This window comes from Phyllobacterium chamaecytisi, assembly GCF_020164455.1.
GTDB classification, from domain to species: Bacteria; Pseudomonadota; Alphaproteobacteria; order Rhizobiales; family Rhizobiaceae; genus Phyllobacterium; species Phyllobacterium chamaecytisi.
Genome location: NZ_JAIQWW010000010.1, coordinates 26,263 through 52,119, shown reverse-complemented (window position 1 = coordinate 52,119; position 25,857 = coordinate 26,263). Strand labels below are relative to the sequence as shown.

The following is a 25,857-nucleotide window of genomic DNA, read 5'->3' as shown; positions in this document are numbered from 1 at the left end:
AAAATAGGTGGCGCTGTCTCATTGTTAGAGACGAGCATAGTAGTACTTCGATCCATTTTGTTGGGGGAAGTACAGGCATGGCTGCTCCAAAAAACCACAAGAATAAGGTATCGCGCAGTTACAAATGCTCGACTTCAAAAGTGTGGCACAACCATTGCGGTCTGTTCAGTACGTAACTGTTACGAAACAAGTTGCACAAACGGTGGTCTCTCTACCTGAAGGTGTTCGAAATTAGGTCGAAGTTCTGTCGGAATTGTCAAAAGCCTTTGCCGACAGCAACACGGCAATCCATTTCGCCACGGAGGATTTCTCGCAGTAGATAAGGAACGCGATGAGAATGGGGACGCCAATGAATGCGCCTGGCACCCCCCACATGAAGCTCCAGAAGAATACCGAAAAAATGACGGCGAAAGGCGAAATTGCCAAGGATGCGCCGGTTAAACGGGGTTCAAGATAGCTGCCGATCAGAAACTGGATCAGGTTCAGTCCGACAAAGACAGCCAGAGCCATCTGCCAGGAATCAAATTGGCCTATGGCAAAAAGCGTCGGCAGGACAGTCGCTACGAACGGTCCAAGGAACGGTATGTAGTTGAGGGTGAAGGCAATTGCGCCCCAGGCAGCCGCCAGTTCGAGGCCTGCGAAATAGGCGAATGCCCAGACGATCAACCCGGTCAAGATGCTGGCAAACGTGCGCACGAGCATGAACCGGCGCAATTTCATTGAAATTTCGCGATTGGCATGGAGCATGTTCATGCCCTGCGGTTGTAGCGCGGGAGAGCGAAGACGCTTGGCGAAATCCTCTATTTCCAGGAGGCCGAGCATGACGAAAACAAAGACCAGCAAGGCAAATCCCGCGAAACTATTGAGGCGCCCGGCCAACCCCTGGGTAAAGCTCACCAGCCATGTCACGTCGAAACGGTCGGCGAGTGGACCTGCGATGGCAATGCCGTGTTCCTCCAGCCAGTCGGTCCAGTGGACATAGACATCCTGGAATCTGCGGGCATTGAGGAAAAGCCATTGGCCAAGCCTGCTGAGACCCCACGTCACCGAGGATCCGACGGCGACGATGATGAAGATTGTTGAAGAGAGCGTCACAAACAGGGCAAGCAGTTTGGGCACCCAGCGCTGCAACCTGATCTGGAGTGGCGCAACGAGGGCGATGACGAAAAGGGAGAAGGCGAACGGTATGAAGATTGCTTGGCCGAAACGAAGCAGCGCGAGAACCAGGATGCCGGTCGCGAGATAGCCGATCATCGGTTTTGCATATTGAACTGCCATGCCTTGCCTACCCGCCCCAAACCCAATGATCCCGGCCTACCCGGAAGCGCAAGGCAAAGACCCTGGCCAATGGACCACGGCCATTCGCCCGTCGGCTCCGCAAACCATCTCGATAACGATCCGGAAGATGGGTCCTGCGGGTGAGCACATGGACTGTGCCCTACTGTCTAAGGTCAAGATGTGGCCTTTTGCAAGGCGTCGCGCAAAACCTGCTCCTTGGTTTCATCCAACGAAGTTTTGAGAACAACACCGCCGTAATGCGAAATGTCCTTCAGGACCTTGTCAGCCGTCATCGACTGCACGAGCACGAACAGGGCGGCATTTCCAGGCTGAATATTGGCTGCGAGATCCTTCATGAAGTTGTCGTTTATGCCAACATCCGTCAATGCCCCGCCGAGGGCACCAGATGCCGCGCCGACTGCGGCGCCGATCAGCGGATTGAGAAAGAGGACGCCAATCAGCAGACCCCAGAAACTGCCGGATACCGCGCCGGCGGCTGTCGTGCTCACCAACTGGTTGAGCTTGATTTTGCCCGCATCTGTCTTTGTGGCGATGACAGCGTCGCCAAGCGTGATCAGATATTCTTTCTGGAGTTCGAGGAGACGATTGCGCACCTCTTCGGCCTTGGGTTCGGTGGAATAGACGATCACGATAAGATCAGACATGTTGCCTCCGGTTCTCTAGGGTGACTAACGCTGGGACGCGCTGCAAAAAACTATATCGTGCCCGACACGTCGAAGAGATTAGCCATGAATCCCACAGCTATGCATTGTGTTTCTTTTTCCTGCGAAGGGCGACTGGACATTGAACAAGCGGTCAATCGCTTGGTGGCGGATTGTCGGCGCTCCGCGACCGTTCGAAGAAAAATGCCTTCAGGCGAGAAACATCTTCCGGCCCAATGTTTTGCGGGGCGGTAACGGCAACCCAGCCGTCGATGTAATGCTCCGGAGCGTAGACATGACCGTATCCCATCGGCGAGGTCGTGGCGATGGCCATGTCGAACAGGAGCTGCAGCATTGTGACCCCTGGAATCCAGCGGAGGCTTGGCGAGACATCGGGACCACGCGGGGTCTTCATCCAATCCGGCTCTCGATAGAGCGCGTGAAAATCGAAGAACGTCACAGGATCGCTGGCATATTGGAGATAGACGATGCGAAGCGGTCCCCAGACGGCGCCGGGAATATCGAGCGCGTTGTTCTGGTTGGTGAACCGTATGATCGAACCGTCGCGGAAGCGCGGCAGCCATGCCGGCGAACCAGGATTTCGGCTTGCCGTCACGGAGTTCCAAATGGTGCTCTGGAAAGGGGGACCGCTCCACAGGGCGCCTTGGAAAGGATCGCCGATAATATCGTAGAGATGGGCTGAAAGTTCGGAGTTCATCGCGCCGAGGCTCAGGCCATACAAGTACAGTTTGGGTCGGCTGTCACGCGGGAGCGTAGTCCAGTGGCGGTATACTTCGCGAAACAGCGCCTGGCCTGCTTCGGCGCCGTAGCCCGGTTCCACAAGCAAGGATAACCAACTGCTGAGATAGGAATATTGCACGGCGACGCTGGCGATATCGCCATGATGTAGGTACTCGACCGTGTCGATACCCTCCGGATCGACCCATCCTGTTCCCGTGGGAACGATGACAATCAACGCCGCTCGTTCGAACCCGCCATCACGCTTCAATTCTTCAAGCGCGAGGCGCGCTCGTTCATCGACCGTTTCCGCGGAATTCAACCCGACATAGACACGAACGGGATCCAGCGCTTTTGCGTTGAAGAAACTGCCGATCTGCGCACCGGTAGGTCCAGATGCGATAAACGCGCGCCCTTGCCGCCCGAGGTCCTGCCAGTCGAGGACCGAGCCTGGACCGCCAGGTTTTGTGGGATCCGAGGGGCGTACCGAGCCGTCATCGATCCTGGCATCGAGTTCGCGAAAGGATGTGTCGACCATACGCAAGACGACCTTGAACAGGACGCCCTGCGCCACCGACCAGAAGAGTACTACCGCCAGAACACCGCCGATGACCTTGGAAACACGGCGCGGCACGAGGCGGTTCAGCCAGTGCGAGAAAAGCCGGAATGTCCGCTTGAAGAGGCGGGCGAGCAGAATGACCACCAGAAAAATACCGAGCGCAATAGCTGCAAGTTCAATTGGTTCCACGCTTTCGACCGGCCCAAGTCCCATGAGGCTCCGCACGGTGTTTTGCCATTCGGCGGCCTTCCACAGAAAAACGCCGGCGGTTCCGATACACAGGATGACAGCAATCCATTTGGCCGCTTTCTGACCCCGCGCGCTTGGAACTGGAATTTCCAGATAGCGCCAGAGCCACACCGCTGCTACACCCACGCCATAGCCGAGCGCTGCACAAAACCCGGAGAGCGCACCCTGAACCAGGAAAGAGCGTGGCATGAGGCTCGGCGTAAGGGATGCGGCAAAGAAGAGAATACCGACAAGCAGACCAATGGCGGAGAACGACTTTGCCAAGACTGAAATATAAGCTTTCATCGGATTCCCCATCGAAGAGAGATGGCAGTTTGAAGTCGACCGCAGTGACGCAATGCATAGACACCCTGTCTTGTTGAAGAGTGATGTCAATTTCCAACTGGTGTCACGGTCATACTAACTATCCAGTCGTCAATTATTCGTTGTTGAGGCGATGGCCAATTAATAGGCGATCTTGGCACAGGCGAGATACCCTCGGTGCGGTCACGGCAGGAAATACGGGAAATTTGAACTGAGAGCTTGTTTTTGGGATTCCATGCCTATCACAGATAATTGGAGCACCACTATATTCGCATCATTGCGCTTGCGGCGCTTGTCGCACGCCGCGAAATTGGTGACCTCACATAGGGATAGAGGAGGTGTTTCAGTTTCATCTTTCCGCCTGTCGCTTGCAAGCGCGATACCTGAAAGGGGAGCCAGCATCGGGTACCTGATCCGATGATTGGCGGTTCACCCACGAACGATCTCTACGATGCTTTGGCGGGATGTAGCGGGAGGGCGCCGTCGGCCATGGCTTGTCGTCTTGGCGACCACAGATTGAGCAAAGCCCAGGAAACCGCGCCATCTCACCTTGGTGTCATTCGAACAACTCGGCGTAATCCGTTGGCTTAACGGGAGACATGAAATGACCACTGCCAATACCGCGCCAAAGACCGTGATGCAAAGGCTGCTGGACGGTGTCGAGAGAGTGGGAAACATGGTTCCCCATCCCGTCATCATCTTCCTCATCCTGATTGGCATTGTTATCGTCCTGTCTGCCATTCTCGGTGCCTTCGGGGCGGCGGTCAGCTTTGAGCGCATCAATCCGGACACCCACGAGATCGAAACCGCTTCAACGGAAATACGCAGCCTTCTGAACGTGGAAGGCATTCGCTTCCTCTACTCCTCGCTCATTCCCAACTTCATGAGTTTCACGGCGGTGGGGCTGATGATCGCCGCCATGATCGGCGCGGGTGTAGCAGAGGAGTCCGGTCTGGTCACGGCACTGATACGCAAGCTCGTCATCGTTTCACCGCGTTGGGCCCTGACCTATATCCTGGCCTTCGTGGGCATCCTTGCAAGTATCGCAGCAGATGCCGGTTATCTGGTGCTTATACCGCTCGCCGGCGTCGCCTATCTGGCAGTCGGAAGACATCCGCTGGCTGGTCTGGCGCTCGGTTTTGCAGCAGTTGCCGGTGCTTTCACCGTCAACATGCTGATTAAACCACTTGATGCAGTCCTCGTGGAATTCACCAACGATGCGGCACGGCTGGTCGATCCCAATCGATCGATCGGGCTGGCATCAAATGTCTGGTTCTCCATCGCGTCCGTGATCTTCCTCACTTTCCTCATAGCATTCATCACCGACCGCATGATCTCGCCCCGGCTTGGGGAATACAAGCCGGAGGCAGCAGCTGACGGCGCTGTTCCAGATCAGGGGGCCGTGCTGAGCGAGCAGGAGTCACGCGGATTGCGGTTTGCACTCTACGGGCTCATCGGTCTGGTGGTGGTGTTCCTGCTGTTGACGCTTCCCAGTGGCGCGCCGTTGCGCAATCCTGAAACCGGCGAGCTGATTGGCAGTTCCCCATTCATGAACGGCCTGATCGCGCTCATCATGCTCCTCTTTCTGGTGACAGGGTGGACCTACGGCATCGGCGCCGGCACCTTGCGGACACTGTCGGAGGTGATCGCTGCCATCGAGAAATCGATCAAGAATATGGGCGGTACCATCTTCCTGTTCTTCGTCCTCAGCCAGTTCGTCGCCTATTTTACCTACACCAACATAGGCACGGTCATGGCGCTCAGCCTTTCCGGTGCGCTCCAGGCGGCAAATATCGGGGCCCTGCCACTGCTGATTGGCTTTATCGTCGTTGTCGCGATCATCGATCTGTTGCTGACCGGCGCAATTGCAAAGTGGGCGATCTTCGCTCCCGTCTTCGTGCCGCTGCTGATGAAGCTCGGGGTCGAGCCGGAGGCAGTCCTTGCAGCCTATCGCGTTGGTGACTCGCCAATGAACGCGATCACCCCGCTCAACGCCTATTTTGCACTCGTCGTCGGCTTCGCCCAGAAATACGACAAGTCCGCAGGCGTCGGCACCATAGTCTCGCTGATGCTCCCCTATGTCGTTTTGATATTCGTGCTGTGGACGGCTCTGTTTGCCGTCTGGAAGGCCCTCGGGCTGCCGTGGGGCCTGTGACGAACGCTATCTTAGCGATTACAACAAAATGATCGGATGGATGTCATGAGCAACTCTATTCCCCTTGATGTCGCGGCGGCGGAAGATCACCTGATGCGTTTCCTCTCGGTCGAGGGCGTCACCGGACAAGAAGCCAACATTGCCGCTGCGGTCAGCGACGCTCTGAAGAAGGTCGGCGTGCCGGAGTCGGCCATTCGTTTTGACGAGGCCAACAAACGTATTCCGCTCCCGACCGAAACGGGCAATCTGATCGTTGATCTGCCCGGAACTCGGCCAGGACCGCGGCTTCTCTTTTCCACGCACCTCGACACCGTGCCGCTCTGCGCAGGGGCAAAGCCGCGCCGCGAGGGGGACCGTATCGTCTCGGACGGCACCACCGCGCTTGGCGGCGATGCCCGGACTGGCGTCGCGGTTCTCGTCGTCGTCGCCGAAACTCTTATCAAGAACAAGCTGCCGCATCCGCCGATCACGCTGCTGTTCACCGTGCGCGAGGAAAGCGGGCTGCATGGTGCGCGGGAACTTAATCCGGCCGATCTCGGCGGCGCGGTCATGTGCATCAATGTCGATGGCCAGATGGCATCCGATCTGATCATCGGCGCTGTCGGCCAGGAGAATTGGGAAGCGGAAATCACCGGGCGCGCCTCGCATGCCGGCGTTGCGCCGGAAAAGGGCATATCGGCAACGATGGTCGGTGCGATGGCTCTTGCCGAAGCACGCCGGGCCGGCTGGTTCGGCAAGGTTGTCAAGTCAGACGGTCGCGGCACGAGCAATGTCGGTATCTTCGGCGGCAAGGACAACAAACCCGCAGGCGACGCGACCAACGTCGTGACCGACTATGCCTTCATCAAGGGCGAGGCCCGCAGTCCCGAATCCACCTTCGCGACGAAGATCGCCAAAGGTTACGAAGAAGCGTTCATCAAAGCGCAAAGTGAGGTCACCGATGACGCGGGCGACACTGCGGAGCTGAAATTCAGCCATGTGACTTCCTATCCACCGTTCGAACTCGGCAAGGACACTCCGATCGTACAGCGTGCGACCAAGGCGCTCAAGACGCTCGGCATCGAGCCAGTCTTGGTATTCTCCAATGGCGGCCTGGACGCCAACTGGCTCGACAAGCATGGCGTTCCCACCATTACCATCGGTTCCGGCCAGGCCGAGATTCATACCATCAAGGAGTATGTAAACCTTCCGGAGTTTGAAAAGGGCTGCCGTATCGGCGTGCTCATGGCGACGCTTGATGACTGATAGTCCTGCGAGGCCGTCTGACGGCCGGAGCCATCCGTGAAGGAAAAACTCGGATGTCAGCAGGCATCGACGGCCAAACTGCTGGGCGACTAAAAAGCCCGGTCAGGGCCAAATGAGGAATTGAGCGATTGAGCCCGATAGCATACACCGCCGCCATTATAGCCGTTGCCGTCGTCCTGTTCGTCTGGAACAAATTGCCAGTTGTCGTTGTGGCCATGCTGACCGCATTGGCCCTGTGGGCGACCGGCGTGCTGACGATTAACCAGGCGCTTGGTGGCTTCGGTGATCCGGCGGTGGTCTTCATTGCGTCACTCTTTGTCGTCAGCTCCGGGCTGGAGGTAACCGGAGTCACCGCCTGGGCCGGGCAGTTGCTCATCCGTGGTGCTGGCGAAGAAAGCCGGACGCGGCTTTTGCTGCTGAAGATGGGGCTGGTTTCGCTGCTGACCGCCCTGATCAGCGTCAACGGCGCTGTCGCAGCGCTGCTTCCCGTAGTGGTTGTTATTGCCGTCCGCCTCAAGCGTAATTCGTCGCAATTGCTCATGCCGCTGGTTTTCTCCGCGCATGCTGGCTCCATGCTTGCGCTGACCGGAACGCCGGTAAACGTGCTGGTTTCCGAAGCCGGGCTTGACGCGGGGTTCGGCGGCTTCGGCTTCTTCGAATTCGCGCTTGTGGGCGTGCCACTTTTGGCAGGAACCATGGCCATCATCGTGCTGTTCGGAAAACAGCTGCTTCCCGAGCGCAACGGCGCCACCATGCCAGCCGATTTTAGCCGCCACGCCAAAACCCTGGTCGAGCAATATGGGCTCGCCAGCGGAATCTACCAATTGCGGGTCCGGGCAAGCTCACCTTTTGTCGGCGTGCCATCATCTGAAGTCGCTCTATCCGCGCATCCGGGGCTGCAGCTGGTCGCCATACAGGAGGGCGAAACGGCCGGGCCGCTGCGCAGGCCCCTGGTCGCTGAGGGAGACCATCTTCTGATACGCGGTGAAGGTGACGCGGCCGCGGCATTCGCGGCCCAGATGCATCTTGCGTTTCGGGATGAGAAGGCGGCCGGGCAAGGCGAGGACACGCTGTTCAATCGCAGCTCCGGGCTTGCTGAAGTCGTCATCCCGCCACGCTCGGGTCTTATCGGGGAAAAAGTTTTCCCCGGCATGGTCACCGAAAGTGGAGATCTGATCGTTCTGGCGGTGCAGCGCCCAGGTTTGGAAACCGCCGCCATCAAAGCCAAGGGCGCAGGTGGTATCGAGCTGCAAGCGGGTGACACCATGCTGCTGCAGGGAACCTGGAAAGCTCTTGACGTTCACCTCGACGATCCAGACGTTCTGGTCGTCAATTCACCCGAACTGGTACGTCGTCAGGCCGTTCCCATGGGCCCGGGCGCGCGCCAGGCCATCATCATCTTGACTGCAATGGTCTTGCTTCTTGCGACCGGCATTGTGCCGCCGGCGGTATCCGGACTGCTTGCTGCCGGTGCGATCGTGTTGTCAGGCATCATGAATGTGGAGCAGGCCTATCGTGCGATTGGCTGGACGACGGTCATCCTCGTGGGCGCGATGATGCCACTTTCCACCGCGATGGTGGAAACCGGAGCGGCAAAGCTGATGGCGGAACATCTTGTCAATCTCGTCGGCGATGCCGGACCGGTAGCGCTGCTTGCTGGCTTGTTCATCCTGACTGCGATCATGGGCCAGCTCATCAGCAACACGGCAACGGCTCTGATCGTCATCCCGATCGGTGTGGCGGCTGCAACGGCAATGGGCATTTCGCCCCGTCCCGTGCTCATGAGCACGGCGGTGGCGGCGGCAGCGGCGTTCCTGACGCCCATCGCCACGCCCACCAACCTGATGGTGATGGGGCCGGGCGGCTACGCTTTCAGCGATTACTGGAAGCTCGGCTTGCCACTGCTGATCTGGTTTTTTGTGGTTTCTGTCTTCATCGTGCCCCTGATCTGGCGTTTCTGATAAGAGGTTTTGACGATGGGCGATGGCGATCGGCTGTTCGTTGAAATCGAAGGCGTAGGCAAAATCCAAAATGTCGCCCGACAGTAATAGCGGCGAGGCGGGGAGGGCTGGTAGCAGTCTTCCAGGAATGATTAACCGGTCGCTCCATCGGGAAGCCGGGAATTCAAATAATCCAGTATCACCTTGATTGTAGGGCAATCGGGCTCCGTGAGGAATAAGCGCTGTGATTTCGCGTTTTGGCACCCGGTAGTCCTGAAGCATCTTGGTGACATCACCGCCGAAGAGTTCTCGCGGCAATGCAGTACTCGGGTAAGATTGCAAGCCCCAAGCCACTTCTCACACCCGCGCTGTATATCCGCATTGGGGATCAATCAAAGGGCCTGCCGGCAGGAGGGAGCTCAACCCCAGGCCGCTTTGACAGAACCGTGTCAACAAGGCCCCATTTTCTGGCTTCCTCCGCCGTCATGAAATGATCTCGATCCAATGTCTTTTCCACATCCTCGAACGAGCGCCCGCAATGCTGCGCGTAGAGGCTGATCATTCGGTGCTTGGTTTGGCGCATTTCTTCCGCATGGATGAAAATGTCCGAGGCCTGTCCCTGGAATCCGCCGAGTGGCTGATGCACATGAAGACTTGAATTGGCCAATGCAGTGCGGTGACCGGGTTCACGCCATCAGGAGGAAAGAACCCATGGACCGTGCAGTTCCCATGCACAACGTTGCGACGGGGCATGTGATGAACTGCATCGTGTCGTAGATCGCCAGACCACTGGTGATGACCCCGCCGGGCGAGTTTATGTACATTGAAACCGGCTTCGCGGGGCTTTCCGATTCCAGAAACAGCAATTGCGCGCAGATGAGTGCTGCCATTTGATCCTCGACCTCACCATTCAGGAACACGATGCGTTCACGTAGCAAGCGCGAGTAAATATCGAATGATCGTTCGCCGCGGCTGGATTGTTCCACGACCATAGGGACGAGTTGCATCATGTCGCGCATAGGCGAACTCCTTTCAGTGGTGTTCCGGGTTGTACTTTTTAGGCTGCTGCGCGCAGAGGTTTCTGGCAATTGCCGTTGGCGGCGCTCATCGCAAGTTCATGCACAATGCTGAAGGTCGTGCCGCCAGTACCATTCGCCCCGATTTGGAATGTCACGACACTGATGGCATCGTTGTCCCTGATTCTATAGCGCACGCGCGTATCAGGATCGGCGGAAATCAGATGGAGTTCGAAGGGTGGCTCCAGCGTACTTTTCTCCGGAGCGTCGTTCTTGCCCTCGGGTCGCTTCAGCCATTGCGATACATACTCCGGTACGGTCAAAGCTCGCCACACTTTAGATGGAGCAGCCTCCAGTTCATAAGTGAGATTTACGCTCGCATCGGTGTTGCGTGTCATTGATCCATCTCCTTGAGAAGCTGCTTCAGGTCATCCACACGGCTTGGCCAGAACGCATTGTAGCGGCTAAGCCATTGATGGATGCGCGCTACGCCATCGGGATTGATCCGATAGAGAACATTCCTGCCATGTTTCTGTTCTGCGATCAGTCCAGCCGTGCGCAGGACAGCCAGATGTTGCGACATGGCCGGCTGCGACAGGTCAAATCCCTGCCGCAAGTCCGTGGCGTTCATCTCGCCATCGGCCAGCCGTTCGAAGACGGCACGTCTTGTCGGGTCGGCCAGCGCCTTGAAAAATTCCGGTTCACTCATGCAAAATACATAAGCACAGACTTATATGATTTGCAACAGGGACAATATCAAAATGTGACAGAGCGCAGCCGTTTACATCTGCCTGATGTGCATTACGGTCACACGTTTCAGTTCTTCGATATCCTTCGCTGCCAGAGCATCGATCATCTGGTGATGCTCCCGCGACGATTGTTCAATCCGTGCGCGTGTTTTCCACTGTGACACCGGCGCCGACGACGTCCTTTGGCGGATTTCGGTAACAAGGTTCACCAGTTCGCTGTTGCCGCAAAGCGCAAGCAATTCGCGGTGGAAGGCGAGATTGGCTTCGTAAAGCTCGATCATCGTTCCGTTCATGATGAGATCGTCAAAACGGTGTGCAAGGTCGCGGAGCTTTTTCGTCGTCAGTTCGGAGGCATTGGCAATGATCTTGTCCGCGACCGCCGTTTCAAGGATGACACGAATGTCGCTCACTTCCATTGCCTGGCGGCCATCGGGCTCGAACACGTGGTAACCGCGATTGGGAACATGTTCGACCAGACGTCTTTGTACTAGCCTGTCGAGTGCACGCCGCACTTCCGGTCTGGTGCTCTGGTAGCGCTGTTCGAGATCGATCTGTTTCAGCCACACGCCCGGAGCGAGCACGCCAGCAAGAATATCGTGCAGGATCAAATCGGTAACATCGACGACTTTGAGCTGTGACCTTGTTTTCGCTTTCGCTTCACTCATGCGTCTTTCCCCATATTCCATCGAAATGCATATCTCTTTAGGGCCGTTGTCCCTTACGAGATGTACGCCAGACAAATAATTTTACCCAGAGGTTGCGTAAAAAATATTTGAGTCTAAATTGGTTCCAATTTTGGTTACTATCATAAAACAGCCAATCGGGACATCATGAGAAATTCGGGAGAAGTCTGGGAAATCGTCGAAGCCAAGCGCGATGCGTTCTTTGAATTGAGCGATCGCATATGGGAGATGCCAGAGACGAACTACGAAGAATACCGCTCGTCGGAAGAGCACGCCCATCTGCTGGAGAAGGAAGGGTTTCGCGTCACCCGCGGTATCGCCAATCTGCCGACGGCAGTCATGGGCGAAGCAGGAGAAGGCGGACCAATCATCGCCATTCTCGGCGAATTCGACGCGCTCCCCGGCCTCAGCCAGGTTGCAGGACTGGCCGAAGAGCGGCCAATGGTCGAAGGCGGGAATGGCCATGGCTGTGGCCACAACCTTCTCGGGTCGGGATCGATGCTGGCGGCGGCTGCGGTCAAGGCCTATCTGGCGAAAAACCGACTGAAGGGGCGCGTACGTTACTACGGCTGTCCCGCTGAAGAGGGCGGCTCGGCCAAGGGCTTCATGGTGCGTGCCGGCGTGTTCGACGACGTCGACATTGCAATTTCCTGGCATCCAGCGGCCTTTGCCGGTGTGAACAATCCAATCTCGCTTGCCTGCAACGAAATCAATTTCCATTTCAGCGGCCGTGCGTCGCACGCCTCGGCAACGCCGCATCTGGGTCGCAGCGCTTTGGATGCTGTCGAATTGATGAATGTCGGTGTGAACTACATGCGTGAGCATATGCCATCGAGCGCACGTATCCACTATGCCGTTACCGACACGGGTGGCTCCGCACCGAATGTCGTTCAGGCCCGGGCAACGGTACGTTATCTGGTGCGGGCGCGTGACCTGCCCGAACTCAACAGCCTTGTTGCGCGGGTCAAGAAGGTCGCGGATGGCGCGGCTCTCATGACCGAAACCACCGTACGCAGCCGCATTATCAGTGGCGATGCCAATCTTGTCGGCAACACGCCGCTCGAAGCCTTGATGCATTCGCAGCTGGAGCGCCTCGGCCCGCCGGATTTCAACGAAGCCGATCATGCGACTGCGCGGAAATTTCAGGAAACGTTCTCGCAAGAGGACATCGTATCCTCCTACAAGCGGTTTAACGTCATGCCCAAGAAGGGCCAGGCGCTGTGTGACAGCATTTTCCCTCCCGAAAGCGGCGACGGATCAATCGTCGGCTCGACGGATGTAGGAACAGTGAGCTGGGTCGTCCCTACCGTGCAGATGCGCGGGGCGACCTATGCCATCGGCACCCCGGGACATTCATGGCAGCTGGTGGCCCAAGGCAAGCTTCCTGCGGCGCACAAGGGCATGGAACATGCGGCGAAAGTGATGGCCGCGACAGCCATCGAGCTCCTTGCCAACCCGAATTTCATCGAAGCCGCCAGGGCCGACCATCGGCAGCGTCTGGATGGGACGCCGTTCATCAATCCCATACCGGATGACGTCGAGCCGCCATTGCCGGAGAATACGGATGTCTGAGACAGGCTTTGAACCGGACACGGACAAACTGATGCACCATATTCGCGAGTTTTCGCGCAGAGTAAAACTGTCCGGTACGGCTGAAGAACTTGAAAGCTTCCGCTATCTGCAGGCGCAGATGCAGGGGTATGGCTATAACACCCAGCTTGCCCAGCACGATGCCTTTATCAGCTTGCCGGGCAGGGCACGTGTCATTGTGGGTGGCAGGATGCTGCCCTGCATCACCCATTCGATGTCCGTTTCCACGCCTGGCGTTTCGGCTGAACTGGTCTACGTGGGCGAAGGCACAGCGGCAAAGTTCAGCGCTACGAAAGTTTCCGGAAAAGTCGTCCTTGTCGATGGCATAGCGACTGAAGAGGTTGCTGCGCTTGCCAGCGCCGCCGGGGCGATCGGCCAGCTTCATATTAGTCCCAACGAACATCTCTACGAAATGTGCGTGTCGCCTGTGTGGGGCAGCCCCTCACAGCATACACGCCCAAATCTCCCGTCAACGGTCATCTGTTCCATACCGAATGATGAAGGGGCGGAACTGCGCACGCGCTGCGAACTGGGGGAGGCGGTCAATGTCTCCATGCAGACCGAGGTCGATACCGGCTGGCGCAAAACACCTCTGCTGGTCGCCGAATTGAGTTCCTTGGCCGCCCAAGCAGATGAGCCGTTCGTGCTTTTCTCGGGCCATCACGACACATGGCACTACGGCGTCATGGATAATGGCGGCGCCAATGCGACGATGCTGGAGGCTGCGCGCCTGCTGGCCGCTCATCGCGGCGAATGGCGCAGAGGGCTCCGCATCTGCTTCTGGTCGGGCCACTCGCATGGGCGCTATTCAGGTTCGGCATGGTATGCGGATGAGTACTGGAGCGAGCTGGAGCAGCGCTGTATCGCCCACGTCAATGTGGACTCGACGGGCGGTGACGGAGCAAGCGTGCTCACCAATTCAGGTGTGGTCGATGAGTTGAAGGCAGTGGCTTTCGATGCAGTCGAAGCCATCAGCGGCCAGAAACATGCCGGGCGTCGCCATGGCCGGGCTGCTGACCAGTCTTTCTGGGGTATTGGCATTCCTTCGATGTTCGGAAGTCTAAGCCATCAGCCGCCGGGACCTGTGAAGATGTTGACGGCGCTCGGCTGGTGGTGGCATACGCCGCATGACACGATGGAGCATATCGATCCGAAGAACCTTGTTCGCGATACGAGTATCGTTCTTCGGGTTCTGCGACAGCTGCTGACGTCTCGTATCCTGCCTTATGATTATACGGCTTACGCCGGTGCTTTCTCTGACGAAATCGCGCACCTCGAGCAACAGCTCGGCGATAGGTTGGATATCAGCGCGCTCCAAACTGGTGTGTCAGCTCTCCGGGACAATGCGGCAAGCCTGCTTGCGACGTCGAAGACCGCCACGGATGCCAACGCTTCGCGGATCAATGCCGCGCTCATGCGCGCATCGCGACGGCTTGTCCCGCTCAACTATACGACCGGCGAACGCTTCCATCACGATTCAGCGTTGCCGCATCCGGCCTGGCCATCATTGGAGGGGATCAGGCAACTTGCGCGGCATCCGCAAGGTTCGGCCGAGCTGCCGTTTTATGTCGTGCACGCGCGTCAAACGCGCAATCGCATTTCCCATGCCTTGCGGGAAGCCAATGCGGAACTGGAGGCGGTGCTGATCTGAACGCGGCCTGACAACAGTTCGCGAAAAAAACGAGGCCTTGTGGCGTCCAAAATAAGGGGAATAAAGATGAAGAAGAAATTGCTGTTGGCCATCATAGCCGCCGCCTTGTCATTAACGGGTACGGCGGCAAACGCCAAGGACTGGACCCATGTCAAAGTGGGGATCGAAGGTGCCTTTCCGCCCTGGAACATGATTGACTCCGGGGGTAAATTGTCGGGCTTCGATGTCGACCTGATCCAGGACCTGTGCACGCGGGCCAAGGTCGAATGTGAGCTCATCACCGGCGAATGGACAAGCCTTATCCCCAGTCTGAACGCCGGGAAGTTCGATCTCGTCATGACGCTCGGCATCAACGAAAAGCGCAAGCAGGTCGTCGACTTCACGGTTCCCTATGCGAGCGGCGTTGCCAGTTTCCTCACTCTTAAAGATGGAACGGTTGCCGCGCTCCCCATGACAGGCACGCGCCTTAATCTTAACGATCATCCCAAGGCCGATCCTGTGATGGCCGAGATTGGCAAGGAGCTCAAGGGCAAGTCTGTTGGCGTTGTCGGCTCGACGAGCCAGGAACAGCTTATTCAATCCTATTTTGGCAATGCAGTTACGGTCCGCACCTATAAGAGTTCACCCGAACGCGATCTCGACCTGAAGGCAGGACGTATTGATGCGGGTTTCGACAGCGGCGTATACGCAACCTCGATGTTGGCCAAGCCAGGCAATGAGGATCTGCAGATGTCTGGCCCTCTTATCAAAGGCGCCATGCTTGCAACGGAAGTGGCGCTTGGCACGCGCAAGGGAGAGGCCGATCTTCGCGAAAAGTTCGATGCTGCGATCAAATCTGCTGCTGAGGCAGGCGTGATCAAGACGCTTTCAGAAAAGTGGAGCAAGCTCGATCTCACGCCAACTTTCAGCGGGAATTGAACGCGCAGTTTCAAGAGTAGGGCACAGATATGCCGTTCAATCGTCTTTGTGAAGCCGGATCGTGTGGGCCATGAACCAGCCGGGTTTCCTTGACGTCATCAGCTTTGGACCGGGAGGGTGGGGTGCAGCTCTTCTCGCCGGAGCCTGGATGACGGTTCTCATCGCTATATCCGGTTTTCTGATCGGTTCGATCATTGGCACATTCGGCGCTTGGGCAAAGATATCCGGCGGCAGGACAATACGGGCGATCGCTGACGGATACACCACCGTACTGCGCGGCATTCCCGATCTTCTCGTCATCTACCTGTTCTATTTCGGCGGGAGTGCGGCGGTAACAGCGATCGGGCGTTTTTTCGGCTCGGAGGGGTTTATCGGTTTTCCCGGTTTTCTGGCCGGTGCTTTGGCGGTTGGCATCACGTCGGGCGCCCAGCAGACGGAGGTGTTTCGCGGGGCATTCAAGGCCGTGCACAAAGGTGAAATAGAAGCGGCTATCGCTTGCGGCATGTCGCGCGCGTTGCGGTTCAGGCGAATTATCGCACCATTGACGCTACGCCATGCGCTGCCCGGCATGGGAAATGTCTGGCAGGTCGTTTTGAAGGAATCGGCTCTCGTTTCGATTACGGGTGTGGCTGAATTGCTGCGGCAGGCACAGGTGGGGGCCGGATCAACTGGAATGCCTTTCAACTTCTATGTCGTTGCCGGCGCGATTTACCTGACGATCTCGACCTTCTCCGGTGCGCTGCTGCAATGGTCCGAGCGCTACTTCTCACGCGGCGTCAGGAGGAACTGATGGATTGGACATTTACGCTTGAAACGTTCATCAGCCTGGTTGCGGCTATTCCACTGACGCTGCAACTCGCTGCCACGTCAATCCTGCTCGGCGCTTTTCTCGCCTTAGGTCTGGCACTGCTTCGGCTTTCCGGGGTCCGAGTTCTCGACTGGTTTGCCCGGTTCTACGTGTTCGTGTTTCGCGGCACGCCACTATTGGTGCAAATATTCCTCATCTATTACGGGCTCAGCCAGTTTCCGGCGGTGCGACACACCATGTTGTGGCCGATATTGCGCGAGCCCTACTGGTGCGCCGTCATCGCATTGACGCTGAACACCGCCGCCTATGCCAGTGAGATCATCCGCGGCGGGCTCGTGTCGGTTCCGCATGGCCAGATAGAAGCTGCGCGTGCGTGCGGCATGCCACGCTTTATGGTTTTCCGGCGGATTGTCCTGCCGCTTGCTATCCGGCAGGCATTGCCGGGATATGGCAACGAGATGATTTCCATGGTCAAGGCGACATCGCTTGCCTCGATCATTACACTGATGGAAGTCACCGGGGTTGCCGCGAAAATCATCTCGGAGACCTACCGCGCCATCGAGGTCTTCATCGTCGCTGGGGTGATTTACCTGACCATCAATTTCCTGCTCACGCGGCTGGTGCATGTCGTCGAATACATGTTGAGCCCGCATCTTCGCGCGCCGCGACTGCGGACCCCCGTTCAAGGAGAGAGCAAATGAACGCTCAAGTGCCTGCGACCACACCAATGGCGCTCGACGTCAAGGATCTGCACAAGAGTTTCGGCAATGTCGAAGTCCTGAAAGGGATTTCCTTACGCGCACGCGAAGGCGAAGTCGTCTCGATCCTCGGGTCTTCAGGTTCCGGCAAGTCGACCCTGCTCCGCTGCATCAACCTTCTCGAAGTGCCCGATTCCGGGGACGTAACGGTTGGCGACGAGACGATCCGCATGCAGCGCACGCGCGATGGCAAAAGCCGGCCGGCGGACCAGGCGCAGGTCGAACGTATTCGCTCACAGCTCGGCATGGTGTTCCAGAGCTTCAACTTGTGGTCGCACAAGACAATCCTGGAAAATGTCATCGAAGCGCCGATCCACGTGCAGAAGCGCCCGCGCAAAGAGTGCGTCGAAGAGGCTGAAGCCCTTCTTGCGAAGGTCGGCATCGCTGAAAAGCGCGATCACTATCCCTCGCATCTGTCGGGTGGCCAGCAGCAACGCGCTGCAATAGCGCGTGCCCTCGCCATGCGGCCGAAGGTTATGCTCTTCGACGAACCCACCTCGGCGCTCGATCCGGAGCTTGTCGGCGAAGTGCTGCGCGTCATGCGTGGTCTGGCCGAAGAGGGCCGCACCATGCTGGTGGTCACCCACGAAATGGGCTTTGCCCGCGATGTCTCAAGCCGCGTCGTCTTCCTGCACAAGGGCCTCGTCGAGGAGGACGGCCGGCCGGAACATGTTTTTGTCAACTCGAAATCCGAACGGTTCAAACAGTTTATCAAAGGCTGAATTGATCAGCCGCAATCCAAAAAGGGGAATACCTGGAAATGAAATATGCAATGCTCACCCTGAAAGCACTGCTGCTGTCGGCGTTGGTCTTTTCGTCCGCCGCCCACGCGGAAGCCAAGAAATGGACACAGATTACCATCGCTACGGAAGGCGCATTCAAGCCCTACAACTTCACCAAGCCCGACGGAACACTCGACGGTTACGAGATCGAGCTTTCGAAATATCTTTGCGATCACATGAAAGTCGAGTGCCGGATTGTCGTCCAGGACTTCGACGGGATGATCCCCGCGCTCAATGCCGGTAAGTTCGATGCCATCATGTCGGGCATGTCGGCGACCGCCAAGCGTGAGCAGATCATCGACTTCAGCCAGTCCTACGGTTCCACCGGCCAAGCTTTCGCAACGTTGAAATCAAGCCCTTTGGCAGGCATGGAATTCAAGGGCGAAGTCTTCTCGCTGGCATCCAATGAGGCAGGCGCCATCAGCGCGTTGGAGAAGCTGAAGCCACTTCTGCAAGGCAAGACCATCGGCGTCCAGACCGCCTCGACAGGTGCGACCTTCGTCGAGAAATACTTGAAGGACGTTGTCGAGGTTCGTGAGTACAAGACCACCGAGCAGCACGACCTTGATCTCGCTGCAGGCCGTGTCGATCTCGTCATGGCCTCCATGGCCTATCTCACCACATCAGCCGCCAAGCCGGGCAATGAGGAGATGACTGTCGCTGGTCCGCGCTTTCAGGGCGGGTTCCTGGGCAAAGGCAGCTCTGTCGGTCTGCGCAAGAACGAGCCGGAACTGAAAGCGATGTTCGACAAGGCAATCGATGAAGCCAAGGCCGATGGCACGATTAAAACATTGTCGCAGAAGTGGTTTGGCTTCGACGTCACGCCACTCTGATCGAATGAAAATGCCGGGCACCAGGCGAATATGTTTGTGCCCGGCACTTTGAAGAGGCGAGTAAAACCATCGCCGTCATAAACATGACTTGATTTATCATATTATTACGATTAAGCACCCGATATCGCACCTTGGTGCAGTTTCTACACGGGGTTTGAGATGCCGGAAATCCGCTTGAGTGCGACCGCGCGTGTGATCGTGTCGACACCGGATCATTTTCTCAAGCGGCTGACGGATTACTTCTCCGAGCATGGCGATGTGTCGCTTGCCGCGCGCAAGGGGCGCATCGCCCTTCCGTTCGGCACAGCAACCATCGAGGCGGATGATGACAGCCTTTCGCTGCGGACCGAGGGTGAGGATGAAACCGGCCTTGCCTATATGAAGTACGCCATCGCCAACCAGATGCTGGAACTGGCGAATGGGGAAAAGCCCAGGATCGTCTGGGCGGGCGACTGTGCAGCGGGCGGGCAGCCGCCATTTTTCCGGGAAATGCGCTTTGCCAGCGCCAGGAATATATCGCCGCAAATGCGGCGTGTGACACTTCAGGGAGAGAGGCTGGCGCGTTTTGCACGGGGCGGACTGCATGTCCATTTGCTGTTTCCGCCAAAGAGCACAGACCGGCCACAATGGCCGGTGACCGGGGAAGACGGGCGCCCGGTCTGGCCTGAAGGCGCGCACAAGCTGGTCTCCCGCATCTACACGATCCGCAACATTGACGCGGACGCAGGCAAGGTGGATATCGACATCGTCCTTCATGAGGGGAACGCAACGCCGGGTTCAGACTGGGCCCTGAATGCCCGCCAAGGCGATCTGGTGGGTATGACAGGACCGGGTGGCGGCGACGTGCCTGAGGCCGACTGGTATCTTCTGGCCGGAGATGAAACTGCGCTTCCGGCAATCGGCCGCATCCTGGCGCGTCTTCCGTCGCGCGCAACGGCGGTCGTGCGTATCGAAGTGGACAATCCGCTCGAAGAGCAGCTTCTGCCATCTGGTGCCAATGTTGATCTTGTCTGGCTGCATCGTAATGGCCGTAAAGCAGGAACGACGACGCTGTTGCAGGATGCCGTCAAAGCGGTGCCGTTTCCGACCGCCGGGAAACGTGTGTTTGCCTGGGCTGGCTGCGAATTCGCCGCGTTTAAGGCTATTCGCAGCTATTTGCGGCATGAGCGGAAACTTGAAAGGGAAAGACACCTGGTTGTGGCGTATTGGCGCCGCGGGTTTGACGGTGATAATGCCCGAAAACAGCAAGAGAAAACGGCTGAATAGCAGCACAAGAGGCAAGGGATGACATTTCATCCACGGATGAAGAGCCGGATTGAAGGGGTCTCCGTTATCGGCGATCTGCGCTGGCGCTCGTGGCAGGGAGTTGTCGCCGATGTCTGGTCGGTCAATTGCGCGCCGGGTGCAGCTGGAGAATATGTGTCTGAGGATCCGCGTCTGTTCGTGACGCTCGACAAGTCAGGCGATGGCAGCTTCGGCGTCGGGCTCAACGCCCATGCCAAGGGTTTTATCCGAAGCAGCGTGCCTTACCCAATGAGCTATATTCCTGCCGGCTTACCTGTATGGGGGCGGGTTCATGACATCCAGTATCTGCGTCATCTCGATATGCACTTTGACATCACCAGTTTCGAACGCCGCTTCACCGATGATCATATCGGTGAAAGATTGAAGCTACCCCGTCTGATGTTTTTCGACGAGCGTGTGGCAAAGCTCGCCAACTTGATTGCCGATGAATGTCTCAACGATGAACCGCTGCACGAACTCTATGGCGATGGACTAACCACGGCGCTTTTCGTCGCGCTCTTTCGCATCCAGCAAGGCAAGAAACGGCAACGCAGCCAGCTTTCGCCGCGACAGTTGCGGACGGTTACACGCTATATCGAAGACAATTGCATGCGAAGCATCCGCCTCCATGAACTTGCGGAATTGACAGGCCTGTCGCAGTCCTACTTCAGCCACGCCTTCAAGGCTTCGACAGGCATTGCCCCGCATCAATGGCAGATAGGCGCCCGTATCAGGAAAGTGCAGGTGCTGCTGGAGAAGCCCGGATCGTCGCTGACGCGCGTAGCTACCGCTGCGGGTTTTTCGGATCAGGCGCATTTCACGCGCGTATTCAAGCGGGTGGTGGGCGTGACGCCCGCCGTTTGGCGGCGGGATCGGCAGTTATAGCGCCGGACCACGTCGACAACCACGAAAACAGCCCAAAAAAGTTCAAAAGACAACAGAAACAATCAATCCCGAAATTTAAACTTGATATATGTACTCAACTTATATGCGAGCTCTCGGGGAGCGATTGCACGCGCTGCGTTCTGGCTCTGGGACATATGAGTAGGGGATTGTCATGAGTGGTGTCTATCGGTCGGCATTTGGCGCGCTGCTTGGCGGGACGGCGGCGTTTGTATTGCTGTCGGCAACCGGCACGCGTGCGCAGGACGCCAATGCCTCCATCCAGCTGGACCCGATCGTCATCGAAGGGGCCAATTCAGATGGCTCTGCAACCGGTCCGATCGATGGCTATGTGGCCCAGCGCTCGGCAACCGGCTCCAAGACAAATACCCCCATCGCGGACATTCCACAGGCTGTATCTGTTGTCGGCAGACAACAGATGGATGACCAGGGTGCGCAGAAAATCGACGAGGCCCTGCGCTATACCTCTGGCGTATTTGCCCAGCCCTTCGGCGTCGATAATGACACGAACTGGATCTACATCCGTGGATTCGATGCGACGCAGAAGGGGACATATCTCGACGGATTGCAGAATTTCAGCTTCGGCTTCGGCGGCTTCTTCATCGATACATTCGGCATTGAGCGCATCGATGTTCTGAAGGGACCTGCTGCAGTGCTTTATGGCGGCAGCAATCCCGGAGGCATCGTCAACTACATCAGCAAGCGTCCGACCGGCGAACGTCTGCGTTATGTCGAAACCGGGATCAACAGCTATGGCAACGGCTACCTTGGTTTCGACATCGGTGACAAGGCATCCGACGTGGTCGATTATCGCATCAACGGCAAAATATCCGGCGGTGACAACTATACCGATTTTTCAAAGGATTTCCTTGGGGTCATTTCGCCCAGTATCACCTGGAAGCCGGATGATGTGACGAAGTTCACCATTCTTGCCAACTATACGCATCTGGACCTTACCCATGACGGTGGCAGCTTCCTGCCCTATTATGGAACTGTAGTCGACGCGCCCTTCGGCAAAATCGATCGCAAGGCAAATTTCACGGAGCCGTCGATCGACGACTATAACCGCGACCAAGCCTCCATCGGCTATGAACTGGAACACACTTTCGACAATGACTGGACCGTGCGGCAGAACCTTCGCTATGGCCACAGCGGCGTGCGCGAACACAATCTATATCCATTTGGATACGATGCCTTCTCCGCGCAGCCGATCGACGGCAATTACGATCTCTCGCGCATCAATTTCATGCACGATACGACGGTCAATTCGTTCGTGGTCGACAATCAGCTTGAAGGCGAGGTCACGACCGGTGCCATCGAGCACACGCTCCTGTTTGGTGCGGAATACAAGTTCTTCGACATCGATCAGATCCAGGCAACCGGCGCATCAACGCCCATCAGCGCAGTCGACCCCGTTTATGGCGTGCCTCAAGGTCCCATGTTCGCGCCTTACATCGACCAGGTCGTCAAGCGCCATCAGATCGGGGTTTACGCGCAAGACCAGCTGCGCTTTGGCGATGGCTGGCTCGTCACGTTGAACGGCCGCTACGATTATGTGACGACGGACGCACAAGGCACGCCAGAATATGACGGGCATGATGGCCAGGCCAGCGGCAGGGCAGGTATCGCCTATGAATTCGACAATGGGATCACGCCCTATGCGAGCGTCGCGACATTCTTCAGTCCGGAGATCGGGGTCGACAGCAATCTTGCGTTTTTAAAGCCTGAAACCGGCCAGCAATACGAAGTCGGCGTAAAATACCAGCCGACAAGCTTTGACGGTCTCATCACGGCTTCGCTGTTCGATTTGACGAAGCAGAACGTGCTCACTGGCCCGTTTAACGCGCAATTCCAGGTCGGCGAGGTCAACTCCCGTGGCTTCGAAATCGAGGCACAAGCGAACATCACTGAAGCCTGGAGGCTGACGGCCGCCTTTACTGCTCTCGACTTGAAAGTGAAGGAAGACGCCGACGAGGCACTGATCGGCAAGCAGCCCTATTTGATCCCCGAAGTACAGGCCTCGCTCTTTGCCCAGTACACTGTTCTCGATGGCGCGCTTGAAGGCCTCGCACTTGGTGGCGGTGTACGTTATGTCGGGTCTAGCTATGCCGACCAGTTGAATACGTTGAAGGTTCCCGATGTGGCATTGGTGGATCTGAAACTCGGCTACAAGAAGAACAATTGGGGTGTTGATCTGAACGTCACCAACCTGTTCGACAAGGACTATGTATCGGGCTGCCAGGGTGTTTACGTTTGTTCCTATGGTGAAGGACGCAAGGCGTTGCTGAAAGCCCATCTAACCTGGTAGCAGGTGGCGTCGTACCCGGAGAAAACTCGACTGCCCTGAATTCGATTATCTGTTAAACTTTCTGCAGAACTGTTCGCGCTGTCTGCCTCTGCTGTTGATTTTTCCGCTTAGCTTGCGTCAGGTTGAAAAGATGCTGCTCGAGCGCTTGCACCTCGCGCTCTCCATGGGGCGGTTCTTGTTTTCTGTGTTTGGCCGTTCTACGGGATGGCGTTGACCGCGCGAGCGGCGACGATGACAAGCGTCAACAGCGAGATCGTGCTCTCCAACATCATCAGCATCTTTGCACGTCTCGTAAGCGGAAGTACATCGGTTGGACTGAATGCCGTCGCCGTATTGTATCCGAGAAAAAGGTAGTCGAGGAACAATGGTTGCCAGTCGGGTAAGGCAACTTCGGGTGCTGTCGCCTGCGGAAAGAGCCAATCCGGCTTTGTTGTTGTGCCGCTCGCTCGCGAGGATGGCCCGCCGCGATCGATTTGCCAATAAAGCAATGAGAAGGTCAAAACATTGGCGATCCAGATTGCAAGCGATGAGGAGAGCAGTGAGACGGCGCGGGTTTCCGGTGGATGAAGCGTAATGATGCCGATCATGTCCGCCAACTCCGCTGCCGTGTTGGCGACGTAGGCCGCGCCAAGAAGCATGATCGCGGTCCGCTCAATGCGCGTCCACGACGTGTTTGCAGTGAGTGTGACCACAATCATGGGCACGATCACCACAAGCGCAACGCCGTAGGAAACCCACACCGGCATCGCCCGCACATGTTGGGGCAGCACCGCAAAAAGACCGAGCACGACCAGTATCGCGAGCGCAGGAGCCCAGCGGGGTTCGTCGCGGATGGTTTGGCCCGGGTCGTTCATGATCGAACGTCCGTGACGGCACTTTGATTCAATCGCGCATCGCATTCGGGCTTACAACCGAATGCTCGCGGGCGCTCACCAGCGAGAAGATCGAGTGTCATTCTTGTTTCCCCACCCGGAGATCCAACGAGAACATACTTCATTCCACAGGATCACATCCCAGCCTAGTCCTGTGGGGTCGCCGTCACAAGGCCTTAGCGGCAAGTGCGTTTGCTGAAATCATCTATTGGTGGCATGCTCGGCGTTGATCAGTTCCGCTCCGCAACATAGTAGACAAGCGCGAAAATGCCGTTCGAGATTTCCGCCAACGTCGAACAACTTTCGACAATGATTTCACATGCTGTGGCTCCGGCATTTCTGCTGGCCTCAATTGCAGCTTTCGTGTCCATCCTGATCAATCGGATGACGGGGATAACCGACCGGATCCGGAACCTCAATCAGATCGCCGATGACGACGCTGCGCGGGTGTGGCTTAAGGCCGACGTCGCCCGTCTGAAACGCCGCGAAATCCTGTTGAATCAATCTCTGCAGATGGCGGTGATCGGCGGAATCGGGATCACAGTGCTGCTGTTGGTTGGGTTTGTGGTTGCCTTCTTGGGTTATCGCCATGAACCCGGAGCAGCTATCTTGTTTATCGGGTCCTTGTGCTTTCTGATGGTTGCTCTGTTCCGATTCCTGCAGGACGTAAGGATTGCCCTGAGCGAACTTGACCATCATCATTGAGTGTTGTTGGCGCGCACGGTCGAATAATGTTATGATATTGCAGGGGGAATTTACATGGACATCTTCAGGAACTGGCTTTCCATCCCGGTCGCTACGGTCACGCTGCTAGGGATGAATTGTGGCGCGTGGGCACAGGACTCAAGCGAAGACCTCGCCAAGAAATTGTCAAATCCCATTGCCTCGCTGATCAGTGTGCCGTTTCAGTTCAATTACGACAGTGGGTACGGTCCGAATGACGGCGAGAAGTATTATGTCAACGTTCAGCCCGTCATACCGTTCACATTGAACGAGAACTGGAACGTCATCTCGCGAACCATTTTGCCGATCGCCTGGCAGGATGATATCGCCGGACCATCTGGCGATCAGTTCGGTTTGGGGGATATCACCCAAAGCCTGTTCTTCTCGCCGAAGAAGCCAACCGCTTCCGGCATCATCTGGGGCGTTGGTCCAGTCTTTCTTTTGCCGACTGCTACCGACGATTTGCTTGGCGGTGAAAAGTGGGGCGCGGGGCCTACCGCCGTTGTCCTCAAACAGGATGGCCCATGGACCATTGGTGCGCTGACAAACCACATCTGGTCGTTCGCGGGTGATGATGATCGTGAGGACATAAACGCCACCTTCGTGCAGCCGTTCATTTCCTACACCACACCAAAGGCCTGGACGTTTGCTCTCAACACCGAAAGCACCTACAATTGGCAGACCGAAGATTGGTCCGTCCCGATTAACTTCGTGGTATCCAAGCTTGTGAAGGTCAACAAACAGCCGATTCAACTTTCGGCCGGTGTCCGCTATTGGGCCGATAGCCCGGACAATGGACCGGATGGATTCGGCGCGCGACTGGCGGTCACGTTTCTCTTTCCGAAATGAC

General features: G+C 57.1%; 22 protein-coding genes and 1 pseudogene. 15 read left to right on the top strand and 8 right to left on the bottom strand.

The window, feature by feature from the left end:
- Positions 1-231: 231 nt before the first annotated feature.
- From LB462_RS16430 to LB462_RS16420, 3 genes are all read right to left on the bottom strand, one after another.
- Positions 232-1,278 carry an AI-2E family transporter gene (locus LB462_RS16430; protein WP_224510124.1) on the bottom strand — a complete coding sequence of 349 codons (1,047 nt, stop codon included), beginning with the start codon at positions 1,276-1,278 and terminating at the stop codon, positions 232-234.
- 173 nt (positions 1,279-1,451) lie between these two features.
- Positions 1,452-1,943 (bottom strand): DUF1269 domain-containing protein, encoded by a 492-nt coding sequence (locus LB462_RS16425; RefSeq protein ID WP_224510121.1) that lies wholly within the window; start codon positions 1,941-1,943, stop codon positions 1,452-1,454.
- 151 nt (positions 1,944-2,094) lie between these two features.
- Positions 2,095-3,771, bottom strand: a complete 1,677-nt coding sequence (locus LB462_RS16420; RefSeq protein WP_224510119.1) for an alpha/beta hydrolase — start codon at positions 3,769-3,771, stop codon at positions 2,095-2,097.
- Positions 3,772-4,393: 622 nt separating this feature from the next.
- Here LB462_RS16420 and LB462_RS16415 point away from each other — a divergent pair.
- From LB462_RS16415 to LB462_RS16405, 3 genes are all read left to right on the top strand, one after another.
- Entirely contained in the window at positions 4,394-5,944 is a 1,551-nt protein-coding gene (locus tag LB462_RS16415; protein ID WP_224510116.1) for an AbgT family transporter, read from the top strand.
- A 36-nt stretch (positions 5,945-5,980) separates the two neighbouring features.
- Entirely contained in the window at positions 5,981-7,189 is a 1,209-nt protein-coding gene (locus LB462_RS16410) for a M20/M25/M40 family metallo-hydrolase (RefSeq protein ID WP_224510113.1), read from the top strand.
- A 128-nt stretch (positions 7,190-7,317) separates the two neighbouring features.
- Positions 7,318-9,150 (top strand): SLC13 family permease, encoded by a 1,833-nt coding sequence (locus LB462_RS16405; RefSeq protein ID WP_224510110.1) that lies wholly within the window; start codon positions 7,318-7,320, stop codon positions 9,148-9,150.
- Positions 9,151-9,517: 367 nt separating this feature from the next.
- Here LB462_RS16405 and LB462_RS16400 read toward each other — a convergent pair.
- From LB462_RS16400 to LB462_RS16385, 4 genes and pseudogenes are all read right to left on the bottom strand, one after another.
- Positions 9,518-10,148 (bottom strand): annotated as a pseudogene (locus LB462_RS16400) (ATP-dependent Clp protease proteolytic subunit).
- Between the two features lie 38 nt (positions 10,149-10,186).
- The gene (locus tag LB462_RS16395) at positions 10,187-10,543 is read right to left on the bottom strand and encodes an SRPBCC family protein (protein WP_224510107.1); all 357 of its coding nucleotides are present in this window, start codon (positions 10,541-10,543) and stop codon (positions 10,187-10,189) included.
- The gene (locus LB462_RS16390; protein WP_224510104.1) at positions 10,540-10,854 is read right to left on the bottom strand and encodes an ArsR/SmtB family transcription factor; all 315 of its coding nucleotides are present in this window, start codon (positions 10,852-10,854) and stop codon (positions 10,540-10,542) included. Before LB462_RS16390 ends, LB462_RS16395 begins: the two co-directional genes overlap by 4 nt.
- Before the next feature lie 72 nt (positions 10,855-10,926).
- Positions 10,927-11,559 carry a GntR family transcriptional regulator gene (locus LB462_RS16385; protein WP_224510101.1) on the bottom strand — a complete coding sequence of 211 codons (633 nt, stop codon included), beginning with the start codon at positions 11,557-11,559 and terminating at the stop codon, positions 10,927-10,929.
- Between the two features lie 165 nt (positions 11,560-11,724).
- Between LB462_RS16385 and LB462_RS16380 the strand changes: the two genes are divergently transcribed.
- From LB462_RS16380 to LB462_RS16335, 10 genes are all read left to right on the top strand, one after another.
- Complete coding sequence (locus LB462_RS16380; protein ID WP_224510099.1) at positions 11,725-13,149, top strand: M20 family metallopeptidase; 1,425 nt, start codon at positions 11,725-11,727, stop codon at positions 13,147-13,149.
- On the top strand, positions 13,142-14,818 hold the full coding sequence (locus LB462_RS16375) for a M28 family peptidase (protein WP_224510096.1): 1,677 nt from the start codon (positions 13,142-13,144) through the stop codon (positions 14,816-14,818). Before LB462_RS16380 ends, LB462_RS16375 begins: the two co-directional genes overlap by 8 nt.
- Before the next feature lie 66 nt (positions 14,819-14,884).
- Entirely contained in the window at positions 14,885-15,736 is an 852-nt protein-coding gene (locus tag LB462_RS16370; protein WP_224510092.1) for a transporter substrate-binding domain-containing protein, read from the top strand.
- 70 nt (positions 15,737-15,806) lie between these two features.
- Positions 15,807-16,526, top strand: a complete 720-nt coding sequence (locus LB462_RS16365) for an ABC transporter permease (RefSeq protein ID WP_224510090.1) — start codon at positions 15,807-15,809, stop codon at positions 16,524-16,526.
- Positions 16,526-17,245 (top strand): ABC transporter permease, encoded by a 720-nt coding sequence (locus LB462_RS16360; protein ID WP_224510087.1) that lies wholly within the window; start codon positions 16,526-16,528, stop codon positions 17,243-17,245. The genes LB462_RS16365 and LB462_RS16360 overlap by 1 nt, the downstream gene beginning before the upstream one ends.
- The gene (locus LB462_RS16355) at positions 17,242-18,024 is read left to right on the top strand and encodes an ABC transporter ATP-binding protein (protein ID WP_271894009.1); all 783 of its coding nucleotides are present in this window, start codon (positions 17,242-17,244) and stop codon (positions 18,022-18,024) included. Before LB462_RS16360 ends, LB462_RS16355 begins: the two co-directional genes overlap by 4 nt.
- Positions 18,025-18,062: 38 nt before the next feature.
- A complete protein-coding gene (locus tag LB462_RS16350; protein ID WP_224510083.1) occupies positions 18,063-18,917 on the top strand; it encodes a transporter substrate-binding domain-containing protein in 855 nt (284 codons plus the stop codon).
- Positions 18,918-19,076: 159 nt separating this feature from the next.
- Entirely contained in the window at positions 19,077-20,183 is a 1,107-nt protein-coding gene (locus LB462_RS16345) for a siderophore-interacting protein (RefSeq protein WP_224510079.1), read from the top strand.
- An 18-nt stretch (positions 20,184-20,201) separates the two neighbouring features.
- Positions 20,202-21,086: a helix-turn-helix domain-containing protein gene (locus tag LB462_RS16340; RefSeq protein WP_224510076.1), complete on the top strand. Its 885-nt coding sequence runs from the start codon at positions 20,202-20,204 to the stop codon at positions 21,084-21,086.
- 172 nt (positions 21,087-21,258) lie between these two features.
- Positions 21,259-23,412 carry a TonB-dependent siderophore receptor gene (locus tag LB462_RS16335; protein WP_224510073.1) on the top strand — a complete coding sequence of 718 codons (2,154 nt, stop codon included), beginning with the start codon at positions 21,259-21,261 and terminating at the stop codon, positions 23,410-23,412.
- A 197-nt stretch (positions 23,413-23,609) separates the two neighbouring features.
- On the opposite strand, the gene LB462_RS16330 is transcribed toward LB462_RS16335, so the two are convergent.
- The gene (locus LB462_RS16330) at positions 23,610-24,266 is read right to left on the bottom strand and encodes a hypothetical protein (RefSeq protein WP_224510070.1); all 657 of its coding nucleotides are present in this window, start codon (positions 24,264-24,266) and stop codon (positions 23,610-23,612) included.
- Positions 24,267-24,551: 285 nt separating this feature from the next.
- Between LB462_RS16330 and LB462_RS16325 the strand changes: the two genes are divergently transcribed.
- Both LB462_RS16325 and LB462_RS16320 read left to right on the top strand, forming a co-directional pair.
- Complete coding sequence (locus LB462_RS16325) at positions 24,552-24,989, top strand: DUF2721 domain-containing protein (RefSeq protein WP_255626721.1); 438 nt, start codon at positions 24,552-24,554, stop codon at positions 24,987-24,989.
- Between the two features lie 111 nt (positions 24,990-25,100).
- On the top strand, positions 25,101-25,856 hold the full coding sequence (locus LB462_RS16320; RefSeq protein WP_224510531.1) for a transporter: 756 nt from the start codon (positions 25,101-25,103) through the stop codon (positions 25,854-25,856).
- The last annotated feature ends 1 nt before the right edge of the window (position 25,857 follow it).